The organism is Lysobacter sp. KIS68-7, assembly GCF_021284745.1.
Lineage (GTDB): Bacteria > Pseudomonadota > Gammaproteobacteria > Xanthomonadales > Xanthomonadaceae > Noviluteimonas.
This window is the reverse complement of the sequence record NZ_CP089925.1, coordinates 1,683,122-1,701,308: the sequence shown is the minus strand read 5'-3', so window position 1 is coordinate 1,701,308 and position 18,187 is coordinate 1,683,122. Positions and strand designations below refer to the sequence as shown.

General features: G+C 68.4%; 15 protein-coding genes. 11 read left to right on the top strand and 4 right to left on the bottom strand.

Features of this window, described 5'->3' with window-relative positions; all coding sequences use genetic code 11:
* Nucleotides 1–70: 70 nt before the first annotated feature.
* Nucleotides 71–1,693 (bottom strand): serine hydrolase, encoded by a 1,623-nt coding sequence (locus tag LVB87_RS08185; protein WP_232897499.1) that lies wholly within the window; start codon nt 1,691–1,693, stop codon nt 71–73.
* Between the two features lie 95 nt (nt 1,694–1,788).
* Between LVB87_RS08185 and LVB87_RS08180 the strand changes: the two genes are divergently transcribed.
* The 3 genes from LVB87_RS08180 to LVB87_RS08170 all read left to right on the top strand — a co-directional run bounded on the left by LVB87_RS08180 (nt 1,789) and on the right by LVB87_RS08170 (nt 6,702).
* Entirely contained in the window at nt 1,789–2,649 is an 861-nt protein-coding gene (locus tag LVB87_RS08180) for a DUF72 domain-containing protein (RefSeq protein ID WP_232897498.1), read from the top strand.
* A 91-nt stretch (nt 2,650–2,740) separates the two neighbouring features.
* Nucleotides 2,741–5,353 carry a DUF2339 domain-containing protein gene (locus tag LVB87_RS08175; RefSeq protein ID WP_232897497.1) on the top strand — a complete coding sequence of 871 codons (2,613 nt, stop codon included), beginning with the start codon at nt 2,741–2,743 and terminating at the stop codon, nt 5,351–5,353.
* On the top strand, nt 5,350–6,702 hold the full coding sequence (locus tag LVB87_RS08170; RefSeq protein WP_232897496.1) for a DUF3999 domain-containing protein: 1,353 nt from the start codon (nt 5,350–5,352) through the stop codon (nt 6,700–6,702). The genes LVB87_RS08175 and LVB87_RS08170 overlap by 4 nt, the downstream gene beginning before the upstream one ends.
* Nucleotides 6,703–6,706: 4 nt before the next feature.
* Here the strand turns inward: LVB87_RS08170 and LVB87_RS08165 are convergent, their stop codons facing one another.
* Nucleotides 6,707–7,603: a DMT family transporter gene (locus LVB87_RS08165; protein WP_232897495.1), complete on the bottom strand. Its 897-nt coding sequence runs from the start codon at nt 7,601–7,603 to the stop codon at nt 6,707–6,709.
* A gap of 110 nt (nt 7,604–7,713) precedes the next feature.
* On the opposite strand from LVB87_RS08165, the gene LVB87_RS08160 reads away from it, so the two are divergent.
* Nucleotides 7,714–8,601, top strand: a complete 888-nt coding sequence (locus tag LVB87_RS08160; protein ID WP_232897494.1) for a LysR substrate-binding domain-containing protein — start codon at nt 7,714–7,716, stop codon at nt 8,599–8,601.
* Here the strand turns inward: LVB87_RS08160 and LVB87_RS08155 are convergent.
* On the bottom strand, nt 8,598–8,978 hold the full coding sequence (locus tag LVB87_RS08155) for a TfoX/Sxy family protein (RefSeq protein WP_232897493.1): 381 nt from the start codon (nt 8,976–8,978) through the stop codon (nt 8,598–8,600). The genes LVB87_RS08160 and LVB87_RS08155 overlap by 4 nt on opposite strands.
* Nucleotides 8,979–9,001: 23 nt before the next feature.
* Here LVB87_RS08155 and LVB87_RS08150 point away from each other — a divergent pair, with 23 nt between their 5' ends.
* The 6 genes from LVB87_RS08150 (at nt 9,002) to LVB87_RS08125 (ending at nt 15,987) form a co-directional block, all read left to right on the top strand.
* On the top strand, nt 9,002–9,952 hold the full coding sequence (locus tag LVB87_RS08150) for a DMT family transporter (protein ID WP_232900514.1): 951 nt from the start codon (nt 9,002–9,004) through the stop codon (nt 9,950–9,952).
* Nucleotides 9,953–10,012: 60 nt separating this feature from the next.
* Entirely contained in the window at nt 10,013–11,629 is a 1,617-nt protein-coding gene (locus tag LVB87_RS08145; RefSeq protein WP_232897492.1) for an ExeA family protein, read from the top strand.
* A 9-nt stretch (nt 11,630–11,638) separates the two neighbouring features.
* The gene (locus LVB87_RS08140; protein ID WP_232897491.1) at nt 11,639–12,328 is read left to right on the top strand and encodes a general secretion pathway protein GspB; all 690 of its coding nucleotides are present in this window, start codon (nt 11,639–11,641) and stop codon (nt 12,326–12,328) included.
* Nucleotides 12,329–12,395: 67 nt separating this feature from the next.
* Nucleotides 12,396–12,794: a DoxX family protein gene (locus LVB87_RS08135; protein WP_232897490.1), complete on the top strand. Its 399-nt coding sequence runs from the start codon at nt 12,396–12,398 to the stop codon at nt 12,792–12,794.
* Nucleotides 12,795–12,805: 11 nt separating this feature from the next.
* Complete coding sequence (locus tag LVB87_RS08130; protein ID WP_232897489.1) at nt 12,806–15,016, top strand: M1 family metallopeptidase; 2,211 nt, start codon at nt 12,806–12,808, stop codon at nt 15,014–15,016.
* A complete protein-coding gene (locus tag LVB87_RS08125) occupies nt 15,013–15,987 on the top strand; it encodes a hypothetical protein (RefSeq protein WP_232897488.1) in 975 nt (324 codons plus the stop codon). The genes LVB87_RS08130 and LVB87_RS08125 overlap by 4 nt, the downstream gene beginning before the upstream one ends.
* A 57-nt stretch (nt 15,988–16,044) precedes the next feature.
* On the opposite strand, the gene LVB87_RS08120 is transcribed toward LVB87_RS08125, so the two are convergent.
* Nucleotides 16,045–17,877: a DEAD/DEAH box helicase gene (locus LVB87_RS08120; RefSeq protein WP_343223349.1), complete on the bottom strand. Its 1,833-nt coding sequence runs from the start codon at nt 17,875–17,877 to the stop codon at nt 16,045–16,047.
* A gap of 88 nt (nt 17,878–17,965) precedes the next feature.
* Between LVB87_RS08120 and LVB87_RS08115 the strand changes: the two genes are divergently transcribed.
* The gene (locus tag LVB87_RS08115; RefSeq protein WP_232897487.1) at nt 17,966–18,184 is read left to right on the top strand and encodes an RNA-binding S4 domain-containing protein; all 219 of its coding nucleotides are present in this window, start codon (nt 17,966–17,968) and stop codon (nt 18,182–18,184) included.
* Nucleotides 18,185–18,187: the final 3 nt, after the last annotated feature.

Sequence of the window (18,187 nt, the reverse complement as noted above, 5' to 3'; positions counted from 1 at the left end):
AGTGCGCGCGCGGAGAAAAGGGGCAAACGTCGCGGCGATCACGGCGCGCCCCTCTCGTGGATTCGTCGTCTTACTGCTTCTCGACAGGCGCCAACCGCAGATCCTGGAAGTCGAAACTGAAATCCGTCAAAGGCGAAATCGGCTCCATCCGCGCTTCGCGAATCTTCCCATCCGCATCGAGGTCGAAGGTCAGGAACGCATCCGCATTGAGCCACCGCTCCCGCCACTTGATCACGAACGTATCGTTCTGCCATGGCTCGATATCACCGACCAGATCCGCCGTCTTCGAGAAGCGAATCACCAGCTTCCCGCCTTCCTGCTTGATCACGACATCCCCGTACCAAGGATCCCGATACGTCCCCGCGTACTGCCCCAACGGCAACGACGGCGGCGAATTCGGCTTCCGCGCCGCCACATGCTTCTGCCAATCCTCGTCCGCATTGCCCTGCTGCTTCGCCACCGCCTTCGCATACGCACCGAGCCAATCCGTCTTCGGCGCCTCCAGCATCGCGTCGAGCGCCTGCATCGTCACCGCGTTGAACGCTGCGCCGACTTCCTGGCTCGTCAGCACGATCACACCGATCTTGCGATCCGGCACCAGCGTCAGGCGCGAGACCATGCCCGGCCAACCGCCCGTGTGCCACACCAGCTTGTTGCCGCGGTAATCCGACAGCTGCCAGCCCTCGCCGTAACCGAGGAAGTTCGGCTTCGCGGGCCGCAGCTCCGGCACCGACGGATCGTTCACCGGGATCGGCGTGACGATCGACCACATGCCGTCCTGGCGCTTCTTGCTGAAGAGGCGTTGTTCCTTGCCGTTCGCATCGGTGTACACGCCGCCGGCGAGTTGCATGCGCATCCACTTCGACAGGTCGTGCACGCTGGAATAGATGCCGCCCGCGCCCGACACGTTGCCCCACGTCATGCGCGGCGCTGGCTGCAGGTCCTTGAAGTCAGCCTTGGCATAACCGGTCGCGACGTTGTCGCCCTTCTCCAGGCGATCGCTGTTGAAGCGCGTGTCGTTCATGCCGAGCGGCTTGAAGATGCGCTCGCGCAGGAAGCTTTCGTAGCTTTGCCCGCTGGCCTGTTCGATCACGAGCTGGGCGACGCCGAACAGGATGTTGTCGTAGGCGTACTGGCCGCGGAAGGAACCGCCGAGCGGCACGTCCTTCAGGCGATGCGCGACTTCCTCGGTGGTGTAGGAGGTCGTCGGCCAATACAGCAGGTCGCCCGCGCCGAGCGTCAGGCCGCTGCGATGCGAGAGCAGGTCGCGGATGCGCATTTCACGCGTGACATACGGATCGGACATGCGGAACCACGGCAGGTGGTCGATGACGCGATCATCGAGCTTGAGCTTGCCTTCGTCGGCCAGGATCGACAGCGAGGCGGCGGTGAAGGCCTTGGTGTTGGAGGCGATGGCGAACAGCGTGTGCTCGTCCACCGGCGTGGGCTTGCCCATTTCGCGCGGGCCGAAACCGCGTTCGAACACGATGCGGTCGTTCTCCACGATCGCCACCGCGATGGCGGGCACGTCGAACTGCTTGCGCACGGCGTCGACGTAAGCATCGAAGCCGGCGAGGCGCGCGTCTTCTGCGGATTGCGTCTGCGCCTGCGCGGCGGGTGCAGCCTGTGCGAACGCGGCGGATGGCGCGACGAGCGCCAGGGCGATGGCGAGCGGAAGGAACGAACGGGTCATGACGGGAAGTTCCGGGATGAGGCTGTCGCGGAGTATCGCGGCCTTGTGCAGGCGGCGTCGATGGCTCGCAAGTCATGGCGCGCTACCCTCGCGGCATGGCGACGCCTCGTTCCCCCAAGCCCGGCCCCAAAGGGGACGCCGACCTCGGCCTTCCCGAGCCGCCCGGCGCGATCGACGGCATCCGCGTGGGGGTGGGCGGCTGGACCTTCGCGCCCTGGCGCGACAACTTCTACCCCGCCGGGCTGGTGCAGCGCCGCGAGCTCGAATACGCGAGCCGCCGCCTGAGCGCCATCGAGATCAACGGCACCTACTACGCCGCGCAGAAGCCCGACACCTATGCGCGCTGGCGCGACGAAGCACCGCCCGGCTTCGTGTTCACCGCGAAAGCGCCGATGCGCATCGTGCAGGCGAAGGTGCTCGCGAACGCGTTGGGGCAAGCCGAAGCCTTCGTCGGTGGCCTGTCCACGCTGGGCGACAAGCTCGGCGCGGTGTTGTGGCAGTTCGAACGCAAGCTGGATCGCGAGGACTTCGCGAAGTTCGTCGATGGATTGCCGACGGAAGCCGGCGGGCGCAGGTTGCGGCATGCGCTGGAAGTGCGCGACGCCGCCTGCGTCGATACCGCGCTCGTCGATCTTGCACGCGCGAAGAACGCCGCGTTGGTGTTCACCGATTCGACCGACTGGCCGTCGTTCGCCGATGCCACTGCGGACTTCACGTATGCGCGTTTGATGCGTTCGCAAAGTGCGTTGAAGACCGGCTATGCGCCCGCTGACCTGAAGGCTTGGGCGAAGCGCGCACGCACCTGGGCACAAGGCGGCGAACCCGACGACCTGCCGAGGCTCGCCGGCTCCGCGCCGAACGCCGAACACCGCGACGTCTTTGTCTTCTTCATCAACGCCGGCAAGGAACGCAATCCCGCCGCGGCGATGGCGCTGATCGAACTGCTGGGGAAATGAGCCCGAACTGAGGGTCTCCGCGGCACATTTGCATTCGGCCGCGTTCGCTGGCGGAATGCGCGCTGACCCAGGGGAAGGGGAGCGGATAAACGTGGAAGCGTTGCTGAGCATCATCGCGATCGTGATCGCGATCGTGGCCTGGAGTGCGATGTCGGGGCTGAAGCACCGCATCGGCATGCTGGAACAGGATCTGTGGGACTTGCGTGCTCGCACGCCGCGGCCCTCCGAGCCGGTCTCCCGGCCTGCACCGACGCCCGCCCCCGCGCCTGCGCCTGCGCCGCCGCCACCACCCGTTGCCGGACCAACGCCCGCACCGCCGCCGCGACCAGCGGCGCCTGCGCCCGCGCCGATCCATGCGCGCGAACCGATCGCAGCGTCCGCACCGCAGCCCGCCGCGACGTGGGGCGAACCCGAACTCCCGTCCCTCTTCGATCGCGCCATCGACGCGGTGAAGCACTGGTTCACCGAAGGCAACGTGCCGGTGAAGGTCGGCATCCTCGTGTTGTTCGCCGGCGTCGCCGCGCTGTTGAAGTACGCGAGCGACCAGGGCTGGTTGAACGCGCCCATCGAATTGCGCCTGGCCGCTGTCGCGGCCGCGGCGCTCGCAGCACTCGTGTTCGCGTGGCGAAAGCGCGACGCCAACCGCGTGTTCGCGCTGAGCCTGCAGGGCGGCGCGATCGGCGTGCTGTTGATGACGATCTTCGCGGCCTTCAAGTTGTACGGCCTGCTGCCCGCGGGCGTCGCGTTCGCGCTGAGCATCGTGATCGTCGCGGGTGCGATGGTGCTGGCGGTGCTGCAGGACGCGAAGGCGCTGGCGTTCTTCGCCACGCTCGCCGGCTTCCTCGCCCCGATCTGGTTGTCGACGGGCAGCGGCAACCATGTCGCGCTGTTCTCGTACTACGCGATGCTCAATGCGGGCATCTTCGGCGTGGCCTGGTGGAAGCGCTGGCGCGTGCTCAACCTGCTCGGGTTTGCCTTCACGTTCGGCATCGGCACGGCCTGGGGCGTGCTGGACTACGCGCCGTCGAAGTTCAACACCACCGAACCCTTCCTGCTGCTGTTCTTCGCGTTCTACCTGCTCATTCCGCTGCTGCATGCGTTGCGGCAACCGATGGAGCGCCGGGATTTCATCGACGGCACGCTCGTGTTCGCCACGCCGTTGGTGGCCTTCGCCCTGCAGGCCGGCCTGCTGCACGGCGAGCGGATGCCGCTCGCGTTCAACGCGCTCGGACTCGCGGTGCTGTATGCGGCGCTGGCGTGGGTCATGCGCGCGCGCGTGCTCGGTGAAGCCTATGCCTTGCTTGCGGCGGCCTTTGCGACCTTGTCGGTGCCGCTCGCCTTGTCGGCGCGCGCGACGGCGAGCGTGTTCGCGCTGGAAGGCGCGGGCCTGGTGTGGCTTGGCCTGCGCCAGGATCGGCGCATCCCCGAATGGTCCGGCATTGCGTTGCAGTTGATCGCCGCGTTCACGTACCTGGCGACGATCGAAGGCAGCGTGGACCGTGACCTGGCGCCCGTCGCGAATGCGGCGTTCATGAGCGCGCTGATCATCGCGATGGCGGCGTTCGCCTCGGCGTGGCGCTATCGCAACGGACTGATGGCCGGCGTGTTCTACGTCTGGGGGCTGTTGTGGTGGATCGGCAACGGCACCGCGGAGATCCTCGCGGACCTGTCCGACAAGCACGCACCCGATGCGTTGCTCGCCCTCGCCGCAGTCACTGGTTGGTTTGCGGCGGAAGCGCATCGCCGCCGTCCGGGTGGACTGCTCGCCTTGACCACCTTGTTCGCGTTCGTCGTCGCAGCGCCGCTCGCGCTGTGGCAAACGCTCGAACACGACCAACCCTTCCAGGGTTGGGGCCTCGCCGCGTGGGCGGTGTACGCCGCGCTCGGCATGCGCAGCCTCGCCTGCCTGCGCGGCGCCGAACATCGCGTCGCGGCGAATGCGCAGTTCGCCTGGTGGTTGGTGTGGCCGTCGGTGCTGTCGCTCGCCTTCGGGTGGGCCGCGAACGAGTTCGACCTCGACGACGGATGGGTCGTCGCCGCGGTGTCGCTGCCGTGGCTCGCCGTGGCGATGGCGAGTCTGTATCGCTGGGCGTGGCTCGCCGCGCCGCTGCACGAGGAGTTCGACCGCAAGCGCAAGTCGTTCACCACCACGATGTTCGTGCTGATGGCCCTGGGTTGGATCGGCAGCCTGTTCGTCGCAGGCCCGAGCGCGCCGCTGCCGTGGGTGCCCGTCGCCAATCCAATGGAACTCGTGCAGCTCGCGACGATCGTGTTGTCCGCCGTGTGGCTGGCGACGGATCACGCACCCGCACTGTTCGTCAATCGCCGCATCTCACTTGTCTCCGTGTTCGCTTTCGCCTGGATCACCTCGGTCGTGCTGCACGTCGTGCATCACTGGGGCGGCGTCCCGTGGGGCGACGGCCTCATCGGCACGAGCCTGGCGCAGACCAGCCTCACGGTCGTCTGGAGCATCCTGGGCGTGGTCGCGTGGGTGGTCGGTTCGCGCCGCGGCCAGCGCGGTCTGTGGCTCGTGGGCGCGGTGCTGATGGCGGTGGTGCTCGCGAAACTCGTGTTGATCGACCGCAGCAACCTCGGCAACGGGCTCGGCATCGCGTCGTTCCTCGCCTTCGGCCTGCTGTGCACGATCGTCGGTTATCTCGCGCCGGCACCGCCGCGCGCGCCCGCCCCGGAGGCGACCGCATGAAGCGCTGGATCGTGGTGTGTGCCCTGCCCTTGCTCGTCGCGGCGAGCGCGACGCCGGATTACGCGCGCAAATGGACCGTGCAGTTGCCGAGCGCGGATGCCGGTGCGTACCGCGTCGAACTCACGCCCGAGGTGTATCGCACCATCGCCTCGTCCGACCTGCGCGATCTCGATGTGATGGATGCAGGCGGCAAGCCGGTGGCGTCGGACGTGTTCGCGCCCGATGCGCCACTCGCCTCGAAGCCCACGCGCACGCAGGTGCCGTGGTTCGCGTTGCAGGTGCCGGACGGTGGCGATGCCGGTTCACTGGCCTTGATCGCGCAGCGCGATACGGCGGGCCGGATCCTGTCGCTGCAGGCGCAGGCCACGCGCGAGGGCATCGGCAGCAATGCGCGCGCGTTCCTGTTCGACCTGAGCGCGGTGAAGGGACGCATCGATGCGCTGGAACTGGGTTTGCGCCCGGATGCGCAGGTGGATGCGGCCTTCCGCGTGGAGGGCAGCGACGACCTGCAGCAGTGGCGCACGCTCGCGACGCACGCGCAGGTGCTGTCCCTGGCGCAGGACGGCCGTCGCCTGGCGCGCACCGATGTCGCGCTGGAAGGCGCAGCGCGTTACGTGCGCCTTGTGCCCGTCGACGCCGCGCCCACGTTGCCCTTGCAGCAGGTCGCTGCGCGCATCGCGACGGCGCCGCAGGAAGTGCCGTGGCAATGGGAAGCGTTGCAGTCGACGTCGAAGGGCGACAACAAGCAAGGGTACGAATTCGAGCTTGGTGGTCGTTTCCCGATCGAACGCGTCGACGTGCAATCCAACGGCAATGCCGCGATCGAATGGCGCGTGGAATCGCGCGCGGACGACGATGCACCGTGGGTGCTGCGCGCCGGCCCGTGGATCGCCTATCGCGTTGCCGACAAGGCAGGGGCCGCGGCGTCCGCGCCGGTCGGGACCTTAGGTGGCCCCGTGCGCGATCGCCATTGGCGCCTCGTCGCGCAATCGGGGAAGCCGACCGAATCGCCGACGCTCCGCCTGGGCTATCGCCCGGAAGTCGTCGTCTTCCTCGCACAGGGCACGCCGCCCTTTGCGCTCGTCGCAGGCAGCGCGCGTGCGCGTCGCGCGGAGGCACCGCTGCCGCGCCTGGTGGAAGCGATGCAACAGCAACGTGGCGATCAGTGGCGACCGGCAGCCGCGACGCTCGGCACCGGTGTCGCGCTGGCCGGCGATGCCGCACTCGCGCAGCACATGACGCCGCAGGACTGGCGGCAAATGGTGTTGTGGGGCGTGTTGGTGATCGGCGCGCTGGTCGTCGGCTTCCTTGCGCTGCAGGTGCTGCGCAAGGCGCCGGAACAGCGCTGAAGGATTACTTCGCGCGCTGGCTGAAGGCGACGCTGCCGAGGATCAGCAAGCCGGCGGCGAGCATCGTCGGCGTCACCGCTTCGCCGAGCAGCAGCCATGCCCACGCGATGCCGAACACCGGCACGAGGTAGGTCACGGTCGCTGCGCGGCTCGCGCCGACGCGCGCGATCAACCGGTAATACATGACGAAGGCGATGCCGGTGCACAGAACGCCCAGGGTCGCCGTGGCCAGCCAGGACTTCGTCGAGATCGCATGGTCCGGCCATTGCGCGATCGCGAAGGGAAGCAGCAGCAACGCGGACGTCGTGAGCGTCGCGGACGCCACGGCTGCCGGCGGCAGGCCCGTGAGATGGCGGCGCACGAGGTTGATGCCGATGCCATAGAGCACCGCCGCACCCGTGCCGGCCGCGACCGCCCAACCGAGGCTCGCGCCTGCGGTCTTGCCGCTGGCGAGCACGACCACGCCGAGGAAGCCGACCAGCACCGCTCCCGCGCGTCGCGCACTGATCTTCTCGCCGAAGAACAGTACGCCCACGATCGCGGTGAACAACACCGTCATCGAATTGCAGATCGCGCCGACGCCCGCAGGCGCGCGCTGCGCGGCCCATGCGAACAACACGAAGGGCACCGCCGAATTGATCGCGCCGATCAGCGCAAGCTTCGGCCACAGCTTCAGCGGGAAATGCGCGCGCGAGCGCCACAGGAACGGCAGCAGCACGATGGCGCCCAGCGCCAGCCGCACGTCGACCAGCGGGGCAGCGCCGAACTCCGGCGCGGCCACGCGCATGAACAAGAACGAGGCTCCCCAGATCGCACCGAGCACGCCGATCTCGAGGGGGGTGATCCAGGCGCGGGTGCGCGTCGCTTCGAATCCAGGGGAGGGAGCGGCGACGGAATTCACGGGGGAGCCTCAAAAGTCGCTTTTGGCGGACCGCACATTTTCCGCGCTGCACAATGCCCCGCAAGCGCATACTTTGCACGCCAGACACAAACCTCGCTTGAGGCTCCGCCATGGTCCTGCGCCCCGATTGGCTCCCCGCCCTCTCGGCCTTCGAGTCCGCCGCCCGCCACCAGAACTTCGCGCACGCCGCGGAGGAACTGAACCTCACGGCGAGCGCCGTCAGCCACCACGTGCGCAAGCTGGAATCGCGCCTGGGCGTCGCGTTGTTCCAACGCCACGCACGCGGCGTGACGCTCACCGTCGAAGGCCGGCGCCTGGCCGATGCCTCGGGCAGCGCGCTCGCCGACATGGAAGGCACGTTGCGCAGCCTGCGGACGGATCGGGACGAGGAACACAAGGTCCGCGTCACCACGCTGCATTCGCTCACCTACACCTGGCTCACGCCGCGGCTGGCGGAGTTCCAGAAAAAACACCCGCACATCCGCCTGGCCTTCGATACCGAATCGACGCTCGCGCGTTTCGACGAGGGCGGCCCCGACCTCGGCATCCGCCATGGGCCCGGGCATTGGCCGGGGCTCACCGCGCTGCACCTGATGGACGAGACCTTGTTCCCGGTCGCCTCACCGCGGCTGGCCGGATTCGACGAAGTGCGCACGCCAGAAGACGTCGCGCGCCTGCCGCTGATCGTCGACCACGCGCGCCAAGGCTGGCACGACTGGTTCCGGCATGCGGGCGTGCACGGCGCACGGCTCGACGAGCGCCACAGCTTCAGCGATACGACGGATGCCTTCATGGCCGCGGTCAACGGACTGGGGGCGGCGCTCGCGCGCGAACGCGTGGTGGTGCCCTATCTCCAGGCGGGCACGCTGGTCGAACTGCCCGGCCCTCGCTTGGCGGCGCGATGGAGTTACCACATCGTGTATCCGACCCATAAAAGGCTGCGGCCCGCGGCGCAGTCCTTCGTGGATTGGCTGATGGCAACGGCGGCCGCCGGCTAGCGGCGCGAGGGCGTCTTGCGCGCGGGTTTCGCGCGGCGCTTGCGCGCACGGGCGGGCGGCTTGCGCAGCACCGCCTCCCACGCACGCTGTGCCCAGGGCAGGAACTCCTGCGGCGAATCCATGGCCTCGGCCGGCAAGGACCAGTAGGACATCGCGATCTGCTTGTCGCCCGCGTCGTACAGGAAGGGCGCGCAGCCCGCGGCTTCGAAGAACGGCACCGTTTCCGCGTCGGCCTTCAGGTAGAGCGCGTCGTCGATGACGATGCCCAGGATCTTCCCCGCGTGGTACACGCCGTGCCCACCGAACATCGCCCGCGAGGTGATCGGGCCGAAGTCCGAGAACAACTCATCGAGGTAGGCAAGGAAGTCGTCGCTCATGACGCGATAATAGGCCCATGTCGATGACCCCCACCAACCGCGCCTACCTGCAGATCCACTTCTGCGTCGTGCTGTGGGGCTTCACGGCCATCCTCGGCAAGATGATCTCGCTGCCTGCCCTTCCGTTGGTGTGGTGGCGCCTGGTGATCGTGGTGGCGGCGTTGCTGTTGTTCCCCGTCGTGTGGCGCGGGTTGCGCGCGATGTCGTGGCGAACGATCGGCGCGTATGCGGGGATCGGCGTGCTCGTCGCGCTGCATTGGCTGACGTTCTACGGCGCGATCAAGTTGTCGAATGCGTCCGTGGGCGCGACATGCATCGCGCTCGCCACCGTGTTCGTCGCGTTGATCGAGCCCTGGGTCGCAGGCACACGCTTTTCCAAGCGCGACATGGGCCTCGGCATCGCCGTGCTGCCGGGCGTTGCGCTCGTCGTAGGCGGCGTGCCGGCGGGCATGCGCGTGGGCATCGCGGTCGGTGCCTTGTCGGCCTTCCTCGTGGCGATCTTCGGCTCGCTCAACAAGCGCATGGTCGAGCACGGCGATCCGCTCACGGTGACGGCGGTGGAACTCGGCGCAGGTGCGGTGGCGCTCACGTTGTTCGCGCCGCTGATGCCGCTGTTGCCCGGGATGTCGCACGCCTTCGCGGGCGATACCTTCGCGGTGCCCGGCACGCGCGACCTTGCGTTGCTCGCCACGCTCTCGATCGCCTGCACGCTGCTGCCCTTCGCGCTGTCGCTGGCTGCGCTGCGCCACATGAGCGCCTTCGCGCAGCAACTGGCGGTCAACCTCGAACCTGTCTACGCGATCGTGCTCGCCATCCTGCTGCTCGGCGAACAGCGCGAGCTGACCCCGGCTTTCTACGCCGGCGTGGCCATCATCCTGGCCGCGGTGTTCGTCCACCCGCTGCTGGGGCGGCCCAGGCCGCTGTCGCAGCCGGAAGTGTTGTGCGCCGCGGAATCCAAGGGCGTGGCGGAATAACGCGCGAACCCCGGCTTTTCTGGCACCCTAGCTGCCACCACGCCACCGGGCCAGCCTCCCATGTACCTCGAGCACTGGGGCCTGAAAGAGCCACCGTTCTCGATCACGCCCGATCCGCGCTTCGTCTTCCTCAGCGAGCGCCACCGGGATGCGCTCGCGCACCTGCTGTTCGGCATCGGCCAGGGCGGCGGCGGCGGCTTCGTGCAGCTCACCGGCGAGGTCGGCACCGGCAAGACCACGCTGTGCCGCCTGCTGCTGGAGCAACTGCCCGAGAACACGCGCGTCGCGCTGATCCTGAATCCGCGCATCACCGCCATCGAACTCCTCGAAACCCTGTGCGAGGAGTTGCACCTCCCTATCGAGAACACCCGCGGCAGCGTCAAGGCGCTGGTCGACGCGCTGAATGCGTACCTGCTCGACGCCTACGCCAAGGGCCTGCGCGTGGTGCTGATCGTCGACGAGGCGCAGAACCTCTCGGTCGATGCGCTGGAACAGGTGCGCCTGCTCACCAACCTGGAAACCGACACGCAGAAGCTGCTGCAGATCATCCTGCTCGGCCAGCCTGAACTGCGCGAGATCCTCTCCCGCAGCGACATGCGCCAGCTCGCGCAACGCATCACCGCGCGCTACCACCTGATGCCGCTGGACGCGATCGAAACGGGCGCTTACCTGCGGCATCGCTTCCGAATCGCGGGTGGCTTGCATTCGCCCTTCACGCCCGGTGCGGTGCAGCGCGTGCACAAGCACTCGGGCGGCGTGCCGCGCCTGATCAACGTCATCGCGGAACGCGCCTTGCTCGGTGGTTACGCGCACGATGCAACGAAGATCGACAGCGCCGACATCGACCGCGCAGCGCGCGAAGCCCTCGCGCCGAACAAACGCACGCAGGCGCATCCGATGCGCTGGGCCGCGGCCGCCGCGGTGGTGGTGGCGGGCATCGGCGCGTGGTTCCTGTGGCCGCGCGCCGCGCCGGCCGACCTGAAGGCGATGGAAGTGCATCCGGCGAAGGTCGCCGCGGCCACACCTGCCGCGCCCAAGCCCACGCGCAACCCCCTGAAGGCCGCGCCCGCCGTGCCCGTGCTCGAAGGCGACGCGTTGCCCGCGCGCCTGCAAGGCAGCGACGGTGGCATCGCGGCCTGGTCCGCGTTGTTGAAACTCTGGGATTCCGGCGCGGATGCGACGCTCGCCTCCAAGTGCGCGCCTGCGATCGAAGCGGGCCTGTATTGCCTGCGCGGCACCGCCACGCTCGACAAGCTGTTCGCACAAGGGCGCCCTGCCCTGTTGCACCTGCGCACGCAAGGCGCGAGCGACTGGGCGCTGCTCCTCGGTGCGGATGCCGTGCGCGCGCGCGTCAAACTCGGCAACGAGACCTTCGACATCGATCGCCTCGCGCTGCAGCAAGCCTGGACGGGTGAATACGCCGCCTTGTGGCGCGGCCCCGATGCACTCGCCGAACCGACCACGCCCGACGGTCGCGGCCCCGCGGTCGATTGGGTGCATGCGCACCTGGCGCCGGCCTATTCAGGCCCCGCGGTCCTCGACGCGGCGATGCGCGACGCGGTGCGCGCGTTCCAGCAGTCGCGCGGGCTCGCGACCGATGGCGTCATCGGTCCCGAAACCCTCCTCGCCCTCGGCGCGCGCGACCCCGGTCCGCGCCTGCGCACGCAACTGTACTGAGGACGCCCGATGTCGCTGATCCTCGAAGCGCTGCGCAAATCCGAAGCCGAGCGACGCCGTGCGCAGGTGCCCGACCTGCTGACCGAACCGCAGGTGGCCGCACCCGTCGCAGTGCGCGGGCCGAATCGCATGCCGCTGATCGCGGCGACGTCGGTCGTCGTGCTCGCGGCGGCGTGGTTCGCATTGCGCCCCGCCGCACCGCCCGCGACGACGGACACCTTGGCCGATGCACCGCAGGCCGCGCCCGTCGATGCGACGCCCGCGCCGCCGACGCCCGCGCCCGCCACGCCCGCGCCGGCCTTGCGTCGCCCGCTGGTGGTCGCTGCGCCAGCACCCGCGGCACCGCCGCAGGCCGCGCCTGCCGAAGCGACGCCCCGCATCGAATCGCCGCCGACCGCGCCGATCGAACCGCTCCCTGCCGCCGCGCGCGCCGAAGCCGCACCGCCGCCCGCGCCCGTCCCTGCAACCGACGCCTACCTGCGCGTATCCGATCTGGGCAGCGAAGATCGCAAGCAACTTCCGCCCTTGAAGCTCAGCATGCACATGTGGAACCAGGTGGCCTCGCAACGCTTCGTGATCATCGACGGCACGCGGCTGAGCGTGGGCGACCACCTCGGGGCGCTCGTGGTCTCCGACATCGTCCCCGACGGGGTGGTGCTGGACTGGAACGGGCGCGCCCTGAAGTTGCCCCTGCGGTGACCGGGACACGCGACAGCAGGCCCCGCCGCCGCATATGCTCGGCGAGGGGAATTCCACAGGGGGAGTGATGAACCAGAACACCCAGAACGATCTTGGGCGGCTGATCCTGCGCGTCGCATTGGGCGCGTTGGTGCTGCTGCACGGGATCGCCAAACTGCGCGGCGGCATGGGCGGCATCGTGTCCATGGTCGAAGCGCACGGCATGCCGGGCTTCATCGGTTACGGCGTGCTGGTCGGTGAAGTGATCGGGCCGCTGATGCTGATCGCAGGCTTCCACGCCCGCATCGGTGCGCTCTTCGTCGCGATCAACATGTTGTTCGCTTTCGTGCTCGTGCACATGGGCGATCTCGCGCACCTGAATCCGCAGACCGGCGGATGGGCGCTCGAACTGCAAGGCATGTTCCTGTTCTCCGCGATCGCCGTGGCGCTGCTCGGGCCCGGTGGTTACAGCGCCAACGGACGTTGAGGCCGACCACGATGACATTCGAAACCAAACCCGCACGCTGGGCCGTCGGCCTGGCGCTCGCCGCCGTCTGCGCGGTGGCCGCGACCGCACAGACCGCCGCGCCCGTCGCGACGCCTGCCGCGCCCGCCGCCACCGACGACATTCCCTTCGCCGCACCCGATGCCGCCGCGGTCACCGTGCCGAGCGCGGACAACGCGTGGGGCGGTGCGCGCACCGGCAGCGAAGCGACGCTGTCGGACCGCGTCGTCGACTACAAGATCGCCGCCACGCTCGATCCGAAGAAGCACACGGTGACGGGCAAGCAGCAACTCACCTGGCGCAACCGCAGCGACCAGCCGATCAAGTCGGTGTACCTGCACCTGTACCTCAACGCGTTCGAGGGCCCGGGCAGCACCTTCTATACCGAGCAGCGCGAACGCCACTTCGGTTTCCGCAGCGAAGTGGCGGCCGATGAAGGCGGTTGGGGCTACCAGCGCCTGACGCGCGTCGAACAGGGCGGCGCTACCGTGCCGTGGTCCTACGTGCATCCCGACAACGGCCCGAAGACCGACCGCACCGTGGTGCGCCTGGATCTTCCGGAAGCCGTCGCACCGGGCGGCAGCACCACGCTCGACATCGACTTCCTCGACCAGCTTCCGCGCGTGGTCGCGCGCACCGGTTACTTCGGCACCTTCCACCTGGTGGGCCAGTGGTTCCCGAAGATCGGCGTGCTCGAACTGCCGGGCGAACGCGGTGCCACCGCGCCGCGCTGGAACGTGCACGAGTTCCACATGCACAGCGAGTTCTACGCGGATTACGGTAGCTACGACGTGTCGATCACCGCGCCGAAGGACTACACGATCGGCGCGACCGGCGAGCAGCAGGGCAATGCCGAGGTCAAGGGCGACATGGCCACGCATCGCTTCGTGCAGGGCGACGTGCACGATTTCGCATGGACCGCCGACAACCGTTACGCCAAGCCGCTCGACGGCGTGTACCACGGCGCCAACGGCCCGGTGCAGGTGCGCGTGCTCTACAACCCGGAGTACACGAGCAACGCCAAGCCGGTGCTAGATGCGACGATCGCATCGCTCACCTACTTCTCGAAGACGCTCGGCGACTACCCGTACAAGACCGTCACCGCCGTCATCCCGCCGTACAACGCGGCCGAAGCCGGCGGCATGGAGTACCCGACGTTCTTCACGTCCGAAAGCTACAAGGACGTCTCGAAGGGCACGCTGGGCCAGTACGCGCTCGACTTCGTGACCATCCATGAATTCGGCCACGGCTACTTCTACGGCATCCTGGGTTCGAACGAATTCGAAGAGCCCATGCTCGACGAAGGCCTGAACGAGTACTGGGACCACCGCATGAACGTCGCCAATCGCGAACAGGCGTCGGCGAACACGTGGCTCTCGAAACTGGTCGGCGCCAACGTGACCATGGGCGAGTTCGAAACGCAGCGCCTGGGCGCGATGCTGAGCGAACCGGCGGATGCGCTGGGCAACAACTCCTGGGACCGTTATTCCAGCGGCAGCTACGGCACGGTGTACTCGCGCACGGCGACCACCATGCACGACCTGGAACAGCAGGTCGGCAAGGACGCGCTCGAACGCGCGTTCAAGCTGTACTACGCGCGCTGGAAATTCCGTCATCCGAGCGTCGCGGACTTCGAAGCGGCGATGGCCGAAGGCACGGGCCAGCCCGCGCTGGTGCACCGCTACTTCGCCGAACAGGTCTACGGCGTGCGCAAGGTCGACGACCGCATCGCCGACTTCGACAGCGACGAAGTGCTCCCCTCGCCCGGCCTGGTCGAATGGAAGGGCAAGCCGGTCGAAGTGACGCAGAAGCAGCTCGACAAGGCCGTCGGCGACCTCCGCGAGAAGTGGAAGAAGGCGCATCCGAAGGCGAAGGACGGCGAAGGCCCGTTCCCGTACGAGACGCGCGTGATGGTGCGTCGCGACGGTGCCTCGGTGCCGCAGACGCTGCTGGTGCGCTTCGACGACGGCACCTCGCGCACGCTGCACTGGGACGACGCCGATGCACGCTGGGCCCGCTACCGCTTCGTCACGCGCAGCCGCGCGACGTCGGTGGAACTCGATCCCGAACGCCGCGTGTTCCTCGACCGCGACAAGCTCGACGACAGCCGCACGCGCGAAGCCGATGGCACCGCGTCGCGCCGCTGGACCGCCGACATCGCGGCCGCCCTCCAGTCCGTCTATGCCCTGCTGGTGACCCTATGAACAACCCCATTCGCAAGCAGGGGGCCTTCGGTGCCCTCGTTTCGGGACTCGGGCGCGCGCTGCAGTGGCGCATGCTCGTGCTGTGGGCCGTCGGCCTGTTGATCCCCACGCTCGTGATGGCCCTGCCGGTGTGGCAGGCGCTGTCCGAACGCCTGGATCATTCGGTGTACGCCAAGCAGATCGGCCAGGCCTTCGACATGGCGTGGATGGCCGAAGTGTTCGCGCCGATCACCAAGTACGGCAGCGCGTACCTCACCGGCGCGGGCATCGCCAGCTTCGGCCTGGCGTTGCTGTTCGCGCCGTGGCTGACGGGCATGGTCGTCGCCTCGATCCGCGCCGGCCAGAACCTGCGCTTCGGCAACCTGCTGCAGTTCGGCCTGCGCGAATACGGGCGCATGGCGCGCATGCTGCTGTGGGCCGCCATTCCGCTCGGCATCGCGTTCGCGCTGTTCGGCGTGGTGTCGAAGTGGGCGGACAAGCAGGCGGGCCTGGCGATCCTGGAATCGGGCGCCGACAACGCGAAGAACATCGCGTTGATCGTGCTGGCCGTGGCCTTCGTGATCGCGCATGCCTCGCTGGAACTCGGGCGCGGCGTGATCGCGGCCGATCCCTCGCGCCGTTCGGTCGTCAAGGCTTGGTGGCGCGGCGTGACGGTGTTCGCGCGTCGCCCGCTCGCGGTGCTGATCGTTTACCTGGGCACCTTCATCGCGGGCCAGGGCCTGGCGCTGGTATTTGCATTCGCACGCACGCAGGTGAGCGCGGCGAGCACGGGCGGCTTCGTCATCGGTGTGCTGCTGGTGCAGCTGACCGTGGCGGCCGTGGCGTTCGGCCGCATCGCGCGCTTGTATGCCATGTCCTCGTTGGCGCGCGACGCGCAGTTCCGCGCGCCGAAGCCCGCGAAGGTGGAAGCGGCGGCGGAACAGCCTGCCGCGACGGAAGCGGCGCCGACGGAAGCGGTCGCCGTGTCCTGACGCCAAGCGTCATCGCAAAAGCAAAGGGGTCGGAGATTCTCCGACCCCTTTTTGTTTTCAGCGACGCGGCGGTGGACCCTTGCGATGCGGCCGCGGCGGCGGACGTCGCGAGGGCGGCGAATGCGAAGGCAAGGGCCCCGATGCCGCTTCGCCCAAACGATGCAGGCGCATCGGCTGCCCCGCCACGCGCACCTTCTGCAGGTGCGACATCAGTTCCGGCGGCATGCCCTCGGGCAGGTCGAGCAGTGAATAGTCGTCGTGGATGTCGATGCGGCCGATGAAGCGACTTTCGAGGTCCGCTTCGTTCGCGATCGCGCCGACGATGTTGCCCGGCTTCACGCCATGGCGGTGACCGACTTCGATGCGGTAGGTCTCCATGCCCGCATCGGGCGTGCCACGCGGGCCCACGTCCTTCTTCGGACGCGCGGGTCGCTCGGCTCGGTCGAACGACGGCCGCTCGCCGCGATCGAAGTGCCCGCGATCGCCTTGCGTGCGTTCGCCGCGATCGAAACGCTCCGTGCGCGGCGGCGCCGCAGCGCGCGGCTTCTCCGGCGAGAGCAGCAGCGGCGACTTGCCCTGCACGAGCTTGGCGAGCGCCGCGGCGATGTCGGCGACGGGCATGTCGTGCTCGCGCTGGAAACGCAGCACGAGGTCGCGATAGAAATCGAGATCGCTGCCTTCCATCGCCAGCGTGTCGGTGATGCGGCCCAGGAACTTGGCGACGCGCTTGTCGTTCACCGCTTCCACCGACGGCAGCTGCATTTCCTGGATCGGCTGGCGCGTGGCGCGCTCGATCGCGCGCAGCATGCCCTTCTCGCGCGGCGTCACGAACAGGATCGCCTCGCCGCTGCGTCCCGCGCGGCCGGTGCGGCCGATGCGGTGCACGTAGCTTTCGGTGTCGTAGGGGATGTCGTAATTCAGCACGTGGCTGATGCGTTCGACATCCAGGCCGCGCGCGGCGACGTCGGTGGCGACCAGCACATCGAGTTCGCCGTCCTTGAGTTTCTGGATCGTGCGCTCGCGCGTCTTCTGCTCCACGTCGCCGTTGATCGCGCCGGCGGCCAGGCCTCGCGCCTGCAGTTTTTCGGCGAGCTCTTCGGTCGCCATCTTGGTGCGCGCGAAGACGATCATCGCTTCGAACGGTTCGGCTTCCAGGATGCGCGTCAACGCATCGAGCTTGTGCATGCCGGCGACGAACCAGTAGCGCTGGCGGATGTTCGCCGCGGTCGTCGTCTTCGCCGCGATGGTGACTTCCACCGGATCGCGCAGGTAGGTCTGCGCGATGCGGCGCACCTGCTGGGGCATGGTGGCGGAGAACAACGCGACGCGGCGGTTTTCCGGCGTCTTCTTCAGCACCGTCTCCACGTCGTCGATGAAGCCCATGCGCAGCATTTCGTCGGCTTCGTCGAGCACCAGGGTGTCCAGGCCCGACAGGTCGAGCGACCCGCGTTCCAGGTGGTCGATCACGCGGCCCGGCGTGCCGACGACGACGTGCACGCCGCGCTTGAGCGCCGACAACTGCGGCTGGTAGCTCTGCCCGCCGTAGATCGGCAGCACGTGGAAGCCCGGCATCTTCGCGGCGTATTTCTGGAAGGCCTCGGCGACCTGGATCGCGAGTTCACGCGTGGGCGCGAGCACCAGCGCCTGCGGCTTGGACTTGGACAGGTCGATGTTCGCCAGCACCGGCAGGGCGAACGCGGCGGTCTTGCCCGTGCCGGTCTGCGCCTGGCCGAGCACGTCGCGCCCTTGCAGCAGGGCCGGGATGGTGGCGGCCTGGATGGGCGACGGCGATTCATAACCGACGGCATCGACCGCCGCCATCACGGCAGGCGGGAGGCCGAGGTCGGCGAATCGAAGGGTGGCGGCTTCTTCGCCGGCGGGGGTCGACATGGGCACTCCGGCCTCGTCAGGGGGGCGCTATTGTGCGCCTTCGGCCGTGAGGCCGCCCGCCCAACCTTTTCTCCGTACCGGATCCGGCATGCCCCGCATCGAATTCCCGCTCGACGGCCACCCCTTCGTCGAACTGCACCAACTCCTCAAACTCGCCGGCCTGGTGGACAGCGGCGGCGCCGGCAAACACCTGGTGGCCAGCGGCGCGGTGCACGTGGACGGCGCGGTGGAATTGCGCAAGAGCTGCAAGATCCACGCGGGGCAGGTGGTGGTGATCGACGACGTCGAGATCGACGTCGTCGACTGAGCG